6 protein-coding genes are annotated in these 10,703 nt (G+C 60.3%); 3 read left to right on the top strand and 3 right to left on the bottom strand.

From position 1 onward, the window contains the following. From VGI36_18365 to VGI36_18375, 3 genes are all read right to left on the bottom strand, one after another. A partial coding sequence (locus tag VGI36_18365; protein ID HEY2487112.1) for an efflux RND transporter permease subunit occupies positions 1 to 1,864 on the bottom strand: 1,864 nt, incomplete at its 3' end. Position 1,865: 1 nt separating this feature from the next. Continuing rightward, positions 1,866 to 3,002, bottom strand: coding sequence for an efflux RND transporter periplasmic adaptor subunit (locus tag VGI36_18370; GenBank protein HEY2487113.1), 1,137 nt, complete (start codon positions 3,000 to 3,002; stop codon positions 1,866 to 1,868). Positions 3,003 to 3,157: 155 nt separating this feature from the next. After that, positions 3,158 to 4,303, bottom strand: a complete 1,146-nt coding sequence (locus VGI36_18375; protein HEY2487114.1) for a TolC family protein — start codon at positions 4,301 to 4,303, stop codon at positions 3,158 to 3,160. Between the two features lie 365 nt (positions 4,304 to 4,668). Between VGI36_18375 and VGI36_18380 the strand changes: the two genes are divergently transcribed. The 3 genes from VGI36_18380 to VGI36_18390 all read left to right on the top strand — a co-directional run bounded on the left by VGI36_18380 (position 4,669) and on the right by VGI36_18390 (position 9,296). Further along, complete coding sequence (locus VGI36_18380; GenBank protein ID HEY2487115.1) at positions 4,669 to 6,159, top strand: ATP-binding protein; 1,491 nt, start codon at positions 4,669 to 4,671, stop codon at positions 6,157 to 6,159. Continuing rightward, positions 6,156 to 7,529: a sigma-54 dependent transcriptional regulator gene (locus VGI36_18385; GenBank protein ID HEY2487116.1), complete on the top strand. Its 1,374-nt coding sequence runs from the start codon at positions 6,156 to 6,158 to the stop codon at positions 7,527 to 7,529. The genes VGI36_18380 and VGI36_18385 overlap by 4 nt, the downstream gene beginning before the upstream one ends. Positions 7,530 to 8,240: 711 nt before the next feature. Continuing rightward, positions 8,241 to 9,296 (top strand): class I SAM-dependent methyltransferase, encoded by a 1,056-nt coding sequence (locus VGI36_18390; GenBank protein ID HEY2487117.1) that lies wholly within the window; start codon positions 8,241 to 8,243, stop codon positions 9,294 to 9,296. Positions 9,297 to 10,703: the final 1,407 nt, after the last annotated feature.

Genomic DNA, 10,703 nt, shown 5'->3' on the forward strand with positions numbered 1-10,703 from the left:
GCTTTTTCGGTTTGAGGAAAACGTAGACGTCGGCTTCGTCGGGCCCGATCGTGTCGGTGGCTATTTCCGGACGTCCGATTCGGCTCAGGACATGCTCGACTTCCGGTATTTCGAGCATCGCCCTCTCGGCCTCGGTCGAGGTCTTGATGGCATTTTCGAGCGAGATGCTGGGCACCTGCATGACGTCGAGGTTGAGCGTGCCTTCGTCTAGGGTGGGCACGAACTCGGTTCCCAGAAAGGGCGCGATCGCGAAGCTGACAATCAACAGGGCGAGCGTCCCAATAATAACTCGGCGCGGCCCGGCGAGTGTCAGCGCGCGGATTCGCTCGTGGAGGTTAGCGGCCTGCCTCGTGATCCATGGTTCGCCTGCCGCGGTGCGGCGCAGAAACAGCGACGCCATCACCGGTACGTAAGTCAACGCGAAGAGCAGCGAGCCACTGAGGGCGAAGATCACGGTCAGCGCCATCGGCCGAAACATTTTCCCTTCGACGTTTTCGAAGGTCAGGATCGGCAAATACACCACGATGATGATGGCAATGGCGAACACGATTGGGCGCAGAACCTCGCGTCCCGCGTCGAACACGATATTTGCCCGCGAGCGCAGCGCATCCGTCTCGCGCGACAGGCGATGGAAGATGTTCTCGATCATCACCACCGAGCCGTCGACGATGAGCCCAAAATCGATCGCGCCGAGGCTCATCAGGTTGCCCGACAGCCCGACGTAGTTCATGCCCAGGAACGCGGCGAGCAGCGAAAGCGGGATGACCGAGGCGACGATCAGACTTGCACGGATGTCGCCGAGGAACAGGAACAGCACCAGGCTGACTAAAATCGCGCCCTCGGCGAGATTGTGCGCAACCGTCTCAATGGTGCGCCGGATCAGATCGGAGCGATCGTAGTAGGTTTCGATCCGAACCCCGGCGGGGAGAGTGGGTTCGATTTGCTTGAGCTTCGACTTTACCCCGTCGACCACGGTACGGGCATTCTGCCCGATCAGCAGCATGACCACTCCCGCGACGGTTTCTCCCTGGCCGTCGTGGGTAACGGCACCCTGTCGCAACATCGGTGCAAACTCGACCCGTCCCAGGTGGCGGACATAGATCGGCACGCCATTGCGGGTGCTGACGACCACATTGCCGAGGTCGCTGAGTCGGGTAATCAGGCCGCTCCCGCGAATGACCTCCTGCTCACCGTTATGGATGATGTAGCCACCGCCCGCGCTGAGATTGTTGCGTTCCAACGCGTGAAAAACGTCCTCCAGTTTCAGTCCGTACGCCACGAGCGAATCGGGACGAAGTTGCAATTCGTAGGTCTTGAGTTCACCGCCGTAGGAGTTGACCTCTACCACTCCCGGGACTTCCTTGAGACGCGGGGCGATTTGCCAGTCGAGGATCGACCTTAGTTCCATCAGCGACCGATTCGGATCAACGACCCGGAACTGAAAGATCTCGCCCAGCGTGGTTGAGACGGGAGTCATCTGCGGAGGCCCGTACCCGTGCGGAATCATCGCGGCCGCGGCGGGCAGGCGCTCCATCACGAGCCGCCGTGCGAAATAGACGTCGAGCTTCTCGTCGAAGTAGACCGAAACTGACGACAGGCCGAAGCGCGAGATGGAGCGCAGTTCCTTGATGCCGGTAAGTCCGCGCATCGACACTTCGATCGGGAAGGTGATCAGCTTTTCGACCTCGACCGCACCCAGTCCCGGCGCATCCGTAACGATGGTCACGAGGTTGGGGGTTACGTCCGGCGACGCATCGATGGGCAAGCGGACCATTGCCTGAAGGCCTATTCCGAGGAAGACCACGACCAGCATGATCGTCATCAGACGGTTCTTGAGTGCGGCTTCGAAAATCGCGCGAGCCATGTCAGCCGTGCATCCCTCTGGCCAGCAGAGTCTTCAGCACGAGCCCGCCGCGGCTCACCACCCGATCGCCTTCGTGCAGGCCCGAGAGCACCTCGACCATCTCCCCCGCCGCTGCGCCCGGCTGCACGCGCCGCGCCGAATACACGCCATTGCCGGCCGCTACGAATGCGACTTTTTCGCCGTTGACTTCGAAGATTGCGGACTCCGGGGCGACCAGGACACGGCGCGCCTCGCTGACTTCTATCGCCGCGCGCGCGAACATTCCGGGCTTGAGAAGGTGGTCGGGGTTGGGTACTTCGATGCGCGCCTGCACGGTGCGGTTGGCGCGGTCGATCTCGCTCCCCGTGTAGGTGACTTTTCCCACGAAGGCGCGGTCTGGGTAGGCTTCGACGCTGATGGTCGCATTCTCGCCGTCGTGCAGTCCGGCCAGACTGTGCTCGAACACCGATGCCATGACCCACACCCGGTCGAGATTGATGACGATCAGCGGGTCGTCGTCGCGATCGATGATGGTTCCGATGGTCAAGTCTCGTTTCACCAGGGTCCCTTCGATTGGCGAAGCGAGCGGAAACTCCGACAGAGCGGGGCCGTTCTCGGACCAGCTGAGGGTCTCGAGCTGCTTGGCGGGAATCAGCAGGCGAAGCGTTTCGCGGGCCTCCTTCAGTTGCGCCAACGCGGTGTCGCGCGCAGCGCGTGCCTCAAGAACGTCTTTCATGGGCGTAATTTTCTTGGCGAACAAATCTTCTTCGCGCTTGAGGTTCTGCTCGGCGATCGCGTAAAGCGATTTGGTTTTGAGATACTCGGCCTTGGCGCGTCCCAGTTCCTCGCTGCTCAGGATGACCAGGGTTTGCCCCGGACGCACTTGCTGTCCGAGGTCGGCCACCAGCTTGACCACTCTGGCCGGGATGCGAGTGGTGACGTGAGCGACGGCGTTGGTGTCGGGCTCGATGATTGCCGTGGCGCTGATGTTCCCGACAATTCGTTTTCGATCGATCGAGGTGAGTACAATTTGGCTCGCGGCATCCGAAGTTTCCGGCAGTTTCACGAGAGTGCCGTCGATCTGCGACTGGCCGCGCACCAGGCCGGCGAAAAATGGCACCAGCAGCACCGCGAACAATCCCAGGGCAGCCGGCTTCATATTTGGCCTCCCAAAGCCAGCTCCAGTGCCACCCTCGCGGCGACCAGATCGAACCACGCGCGGACATATCCCATCCGCGCCTCAAAGGCCTGCCGCTCGGCCAGCGAGAGCCGCAGCAGATCGAGCTTGCCGGCATTGAATGCCTCTTCCAGCAGTTAGAAACTCTCACGCGCTGGCTGCACGACCTCCCTTTGGTTAATCGACAGCACCTCCAGGGCGCTCACATACCGCTGCCACGCGTCGCGCACTTCACGTTCCAGATTCAACTCGAGCGCGTGTTGGCGATCTTTGGCCTGGGCCAGCCTGCCGGCTATCGCCGTCGCTTCGGCCTGCCGCCGGTTGAAGATCGGGAGCGGAATTCCCAGCGTGATGCCGGCGAAGTGCTCGGTATTGTTCTCGTGAGCGCCGAACGCGCCAATGGTCGGATTCGGTAGGGCCAGTCGCTCGTTGAGGAGCACCTCGTTTTTGAGACGAGCCACCTCGAGTTGCGAGGCCTGATAGTCCGGGCGATTGCGCCGGGCGAGGTCGAGCAGTCTGTCCGAGTCCACGCGCAACGGCTCGATGGTCATCGATCCACGCGGCTCCGGCTCGGGCCCGGCCGCTTCGCCCAGCAGTCTGCCCAGGCTGGACCGCTCCAGCCGATAGCGCGTGCGGCTCTCGACCAGGGCGCGTTCACTCTCACCGTAGCGGACGCGCGCCAGGTTCGCGTCGATCTGGCTGATCTCGCCGGCGCTAAACCGCGCCTGACCGGCGTCGTTGAGCTTGCGGTCGAGCTCTGCCAGTTCGAAAAACAGGTCGGTCTCGCTGCGGGCGCGAACGGATTCATAGAAGGTCAGCTTGACCCCGGCGGTGAGCAGGCGCGCCTGGTTTCTGATGTCCGCCGAAGTGCGATCGAAACCGAATCGTGCGGACTGCCTGCGCAGCGCGGGTTGTCCGAAGATCTCCAGTTGCTGGGAAAGCCCGACCCGCCAGTCTTGCGAGTTCGAACGATCCGCGCGTTGCTTGTAGTCTCCGGAACTCTCCAGCTCCGGATTGAACTGGCTTACATAGCTGGCGCGCTCCAACTCCGCACGCGCAACCGTAAGCTCACGCGCCGCGGCGGCATAATCAGGGTTGTTGTCCAGGGCGATCGCCACGGCCTCATCCAGCGAGATCTCGCGGGCCTCGGCATATCCGGGAAATGCGAAAGCAATCGAGGCAAACAGCAACACGCCCCTGGCCAGGGCGGTTGCGCAGCGGATTCGGACACTCCTGCTAGTCAGCCCACTTCCCTCGCTTTCCCAGCTCGCTTCCCAGCGCAATTCTCGGTCACCACCCCTGACCTCATTCCACCGAAGGGGCGTTTGGCCACGAACGATGGCAGCTTCCGTGCCATCGTGGACCGTTGAGATCAGCGCATGGGGTTCAAAGGCTCCGAGGCAGACTGCCCCGCTGCTTCTGCGCGCTGTACTAAAGTGCCCCAATTCCTTTGTTCTGATTCAGTACAGAATGACCCTCTGTCGCACTCGGCGTCAGCGAAAACATCAAAAAATGAAAGACAACACCAAGGAGAAACTCTAATCAGGTGAGCACCGCCGCTGGCAGGGTGATTGCTCGACTTTGGACGACCGGGTGAACTCGGGACCCGCGACGCAGGTCTGTAGGTCTGACGGACGGGACACCTATAATGAACATGATGAAGGTCGGAACCAGATTGACATTGGTCCTGCTCCTGGCGCTGACCCCGGTGCTGGTGAGCTACATGTACTGGAGCGTGCGTCGCTCCAGCATCGTCTACGTCCACGATCTGAAGCGCGATATACGAGCGACCACGCGCAGTCTTGCGCCGGCGCTGGAAAATGACTTGCTGACGAAGGAATGGAACGAAGTCGATGACGTGCTACGGCGGATGACCGACGACACGACCAGAGTCGCGTTGCTCAACCGGGACGGATCCTTGTGGAAGACGTCCGACCGCGCGACTGCCGAACTCGTCGAGCAATTGCTCCGAACCAAACCCAGCGGTGACGCCGAGTTCGAGACCTGGATCGGTGAGACCAACTGGTTCTGCCGCGTGGTGCCGTTGAATGATCGCGAGGGTCACGAAGGCAACACTTTCGCCTACCTACTGGTCGCCCAGGATTGGACCGACATTCGGGAGGATTTGAAGGAACGCACTGCGATCTCGGCGCTAGCCGCATTCGCAGTTATTGGTGTGATCGTCGCGCTGATCCCGTTATTGGTGCGGCGCTACGTTTCCAGTCCGCTCGCGGAACTCTCGCGAAGGGTCATGCGCTTCTCCGACGACGAGCAGCGGGATAGGCATTCGCCGACCAACGAGGTGAGTTTGCTTACCGAGGAGTTTCGGCGTCTGGATGATCAGCTGACAGTCGCCCGGCGGGATCTACTGGCGAAACATCGCCGCGAGCTGGAGCTCGAACGTCGCCTGCAGCATGCCGAGCGGCTTGCCACCGTCGGCACGCTTGCCTCGGGGCTGGCGCATGAGATCGGCACCCCGATGGGAGTGATCCGGGGGCGCGCCGAGCAGCTGCTGCACAGCCAGCCCAATCCTAACAAAGCTCGCCGCGGTCTGGAGATCATCGTCAGTCAAATTGACCGTGTTTCACGAATCGTCAGGATGTTGCTCGACTACGGGCGCAGCCGTGAATCGCATCGCGCGGTTTGTGACCTTCGCCAGATCGTCAATCACGCTATGAGCCTGATGGAGACCGAGGCCGCCCGCCGGCGGGTCACGGTAAGCGTCGAGCTTGGTGACCAACCCCTGCTCGCAGAATGCGACGCAGGCCAACTTCAGCAGGTGTTCGTCAATCTTGAGATGAATGCCCTCGATGCGATGACTCCGCAGGGCGGCACGCTCAGGATTCGCGCAGAGAGCGGCGTAAATGGCAAAGGCGGTGAACTGAAAATCGAGTTTGAAGACACCGGCCATGGAGTCTCTCCGCTGAATGCGGGCCGGGTTTTCGATCCCTTCTTCACCACCAAGGAGACTGGGGGCGGGACCGGAATGGGACTTGCGGTTAGTCAATCGATTATTCGCGATCACCGCGGTGAAATCACTTTCGAGTCCGTTCCGGGCGGTAGCAAGTTCTTGGTTGCCGTGCCGGGAGTGCCGGTGGGCAAGGTCAGAGAAGCGCCGGCCAAAGAGACGCACGTATGAATGCAAACGAACCCAAGATTATGGTCGTCGATGACGACGCCGAAATGGCCAGCGTCCTGTGCGACGTGTTGCGCGATGCGGGCTATTCCGCGATGAGTGTCAACTCCGGGGCGCAAGCGCTAGCCATGGTCGAAAGTGAGGAGCCCGACCTGGTGATCACAGACCTGCGCATGAGCCAGATGGACGGGCACCAGCTGCAGACCGAACTGAAGAGGCGCCTCCCCAGCCTGTCGGTGATCGTGATTACCGCCTTCGGGTCGATCGCCAACGCAGTTGAGTCGATGAAGCTGGGGGCATTCGATTACCTCACCAAACCGTTCGGCAACGACGAGTTCCTGCTGGTGGTGTCGCGTGCCCTCGAAAATCGCGATCTGCGCCGGGAGGTGAGGCGCCTGCGCGGAGAACTCGCGCACACCTACGGGATGTCGAATATCGTCGCAGCCAACCCGCGAATGCTCGCGGTACTGGAGACCATTCGGCAGGTGGCCGACATGCCAGCTACCGTTCTGCTGTTGGGCGAGAGCGGCACCGGCAAGGAACTGCTCGCGCGCTTGCTACATTTCGAAAGTGTGCGTCGCGAGCGGCCGTTCGTGCCAATCAATTGCTCGGCCATTCCGGAGAACCTCATAGAAAGCGAGCTGTTCGGCTACATCAAGGGTGCCTTCACCGATGCGCGGGGAAGCAAAGAGGGGCTTTTTCAGGCGGCTCAGGGCGGCACTCTGTACCTCGATGAAATCGGCGACATGCCGCTTGCGCTGCAGGCCAAACTGCTCCGCATCATCGAAGACAAACGCGTGCGTCCGCTAGGCGCCACCGTCGAGAAGGGCATCGATGTTCGCATTGTGGCGGCGACCAACACCGATCTTGAAGTCGCGGTGGCCCAGTCAAAATTCCGCGCCGACCTCTACTACCGGCTTGCCACCATCACGGTTCACATACCTCCCCTGCGCGATCGACCCGAAGACTTGCCGCTGTTGGTGCGGCACTTTCTGTCGCGGGCGGCGGCAGATTGTGGCAAGCCGCTCCCGACCATCGAGCCCAAGGCAGAGGAGTGTCTCATGCGGTACGCGTGGCCGGGCAATATCCGCGAGCTGCAGAACGTCATCCAGAGTGCGGTGATCCTGTGCCGTGAGAAGCGGATCACGGTCGCAGACATGCCTCCACGCGTTACCGGTGAACAGACCCTGACCCGGATGTTCGACGAAGCTGCGGCCCGCCGCATGAGTCTCGATGAGGTCGAACGTGAATACCTCCGCGTGGTGCTCGCGGGTGTAAATGGGAACAAGACCGAGGCCGCCGCGATTCTCGGCGTCGATCGAAAAACCCTATACCGCAAACTTGAGGAAGCCGACCCGGCGGGGCTCAAGTAGTAGGAGTTCGGGGGCTCAGCGGCTCCCTTACATCGTTGCCCACCGAGCGTGTCCCGTTCAACCAGCAACACCTGGGGGTTGAGAAATCTGATCGTGGTAGGCGCTGATCCGCGAGCTCGGTCGGCCCAGGCGGGAATTCCGCCTCGCCTTCGCGTAGCGTTTTTCCCCAGCTTCCAGCGCGATCGGCGCGTTTGCGAATATTGCTCGTGGTACGAAATTTGCTGCCTCCACCCTCGTAAAATGTGCTGCCTCCGATCGTTCTGAATTTGTTACCAAACCGGCGGCGCTGCTTCCTCACGACCACCGGAGTTTGTGCGGGGAAACTCACGGTCCATACTACCAACTCCCGCACTGGGGCGCCCGGCCTGACGGATGCCCGGGAGGAGTGAGAGTGGCTTCTACCGAGTTAACTATGGGTGAGCTGGTCGAAGTTGAGCTGGTCGAGGGGCCAGCTGTTTTTGCCCTGAGCTCCGAGTTGCGCGGCTTTGGCTATCTGCTTACCTGTGATCGATGTAAGGATTCGCGCGAGCCGATTAGTACGATATTAGTGATTCCTCGTAGTGGCGCATCCTGGGCCTTGTGCGGCCCCTGTATGCAACAAATGCCAAAATCACGTGGGCAAGTGGAATAAGGAAACTCTTCTTGTGTCCCGGAAGGCCAATTTCGGATGACTTGGAGTGTCTTAATAAACAGCGCTGGAGGAAATCCACGATGGCGATAGATGAAGCGAAGCTTCAGCAACTTCTGGGCAAAATGCTTGGCGATGCGGGTGCCGCACTGAGTATTGGACCGGTACTTTTGGGCGATTCTTTGGGATTGTACAAGACGCTTGCGGCTGCGGGGCCGCTGACCTCCGGAGACCTTGCAACCCGCACCGGAACCGCGCCGCGCTATGTGCGCGAGTGGGCGGCTGCCCAGGCGGCGAGTGGCTATATCAATTTCGATCCAACGACCGAGCGCTTCTCGATTTCACCGGAGCAAGCCGCGATCCTTGCTGACGAGAATGGACCGGCATTTTTTCCGGCCCTCTTCGAGATAGCCGCCGCGGCCGCGCGTGACCTGCCCAAGCTCGAGGCGGCGTTTCGCGCAGGCGGAGGTGTCGGATGGCACGAGCACGACCCCTGCCTGTTCCGCGGGACGGAGAGGTTTTTCCGGCCGGGTTACGCGGCGCATTTGATTGCCGAGTGGATTCCGGCGCTGGAAGGAGTCAAGCAGAAACTGGAACGCGGGGCGCGGGTCGCCGATGTCGGATGCGGTCACGGTGCATCGACCGTGCTACTGGCCAAGGCTTTTCCGAAGTCGACATTTTCAGGGTTTGATTATCACGAACCGTCGCTGGTGCGGGCGCGCGAGTTGGCGCGCCAGGGTGGGGTAGCAGAACGGATCGCTTTCGAACGCGCGACTGCAAAAGAATTTTCCGGCACCTACGATCTGGTTGCGTTTTTTGACTGCCTGCATGACATGGGTGACCCCATCGGCGTGGCAGCGCATGTCAAGTCGGTCTTGAAGTCGGACGGGACATGGATGGTGGTCGAACCCTTTGCTGGCGACCGAATTGCCGACAACCTCAATCCTATAGGCCGAATATTTTATTCTGCGTCGACGCAGATTTGCGTGCCTGCATCATTGTCTCAGGAAGTTGGTCTTGCGCTCGGTACTCAGGCCGGCGAAGCAAGATTACGAGAGATAATAATGAGCGGTGGATTTTCACGCGTGCGACGCGCCGCTGCCACTCCGTTCAACCTGGTGCTGGAGGCGCGGCCTTGAGCTGAACCATACGCGGGCCGGGCTGTGAGCCCTCCAACGGCGCGACCTTTTTAGGCGAGTGATGAGGTAGGGGAGGCTCGAATGTCACACTGCGGTCAGCGGGGATATCGCGAGCTTGATGACGACCGCGTGTTCTCGGATTACCTCTCGTATTTAAGACCCTGGAGAGGGTGACGTTCCTCGAGGTCGAGCGTTGCGGCACCCTTGAATAGCGCGCCCAGTGAACAAAAGCAGCGCAACCTTCCCTGGCAGATCACGCCAACTTCCGCTTAATCGTGGCGCTACCTGATCAGTGCTTTGCAGAACAAAATCAGCGCCGCGATTGAGAAACCAAACGCCGCACCGAATTCCAGCCAGTACACTACCGTCACCATCGCGTCCTCCGTTTAGTTTATCGGCAACGACAGCTGCACCCGCTATCGTTCGGCGGCGGAGCTGTGGTCGGAGGGAGAACGCATTGACCGGAGGACCCAATCAACCGTCCCCCTCCGCCTAGCCGTTATTTCTCTGTTTACGCGGGAAACCTGAGAGCACGCCGTCTATGCGCACGCGCAGGCTGCTCCAGCGCGTCTCGATTAGCGAAGCGGCCAGCTCATCTTGACCGAAATCACCTCCAATCCGGCTTCGGACGGGTCGTGACATTTCCCTCGTGGTTGGCCGTGGTTCACCAACTCCTCCCCCGCCGGAGCCACCCTACGGTGCCCACTGATTCCGCCGGACGAGCTTTCGTCGGAAAACGCCAAGCGCACCCCTCTAGACGGGCAGGGCCGCGGTCCGGGTCCGACCAATGGCAGCAGTGACAATGAGATTGAGACGGCTACCGACCGATGGGAACTACGGTCGAACGACATGTGTTCCGGGCGCCTATTGACTGAACCCATTTACCCTGCGGTTAAAATTAACGAATCCGATATAAAAGCTCGAATAGAACTACTTAGCATCTGAACGCTTAATGAGGAGATGTTCAAAGTAGGTCATGAGCAGGTATTCAAAGTTTGTCTTCCTTTGCCTTCAATCGTGGCGCCAGTGGCTTTAATCGTTGCTCTCGCGGGCGTGGTTCACGCCGCACCGGTTACCCGATGCGGGGGATGTGTGCTCCAAGCTCCTGAATTTGATCTGAACTCGGTCTCCGCCGGTTTGGCGGCGTGTGTCGGCGCGGCGTGGATTTTTCTGAATCGGTTTCGGCGAAATCGCTGACCTCGATGGCCAGTCTTCGCCAATGCTCGACGGTGGAAAGCCTTCCAGGCTGAGGACGTAGTTCAACGAATTATCTTGAGAAGCGTCGATTTCACTTCGAGGCGCTGACCATCAATAGAGATGTTCCCAATGGGTCCGGAAAACGATGCAACACAAACTGTAGGCGAACCCAGATTTATCGGCCAAGACTCTGGATTAACCGCTCGGAAG

The organism is Candidatus Binataceae bacterium, from assembly GCA_036495685.1.
Classification (GTDB): Bacteria; Desulfobacterota; Binatia; order Binatales; family Binataceae; genus JAFAHS01.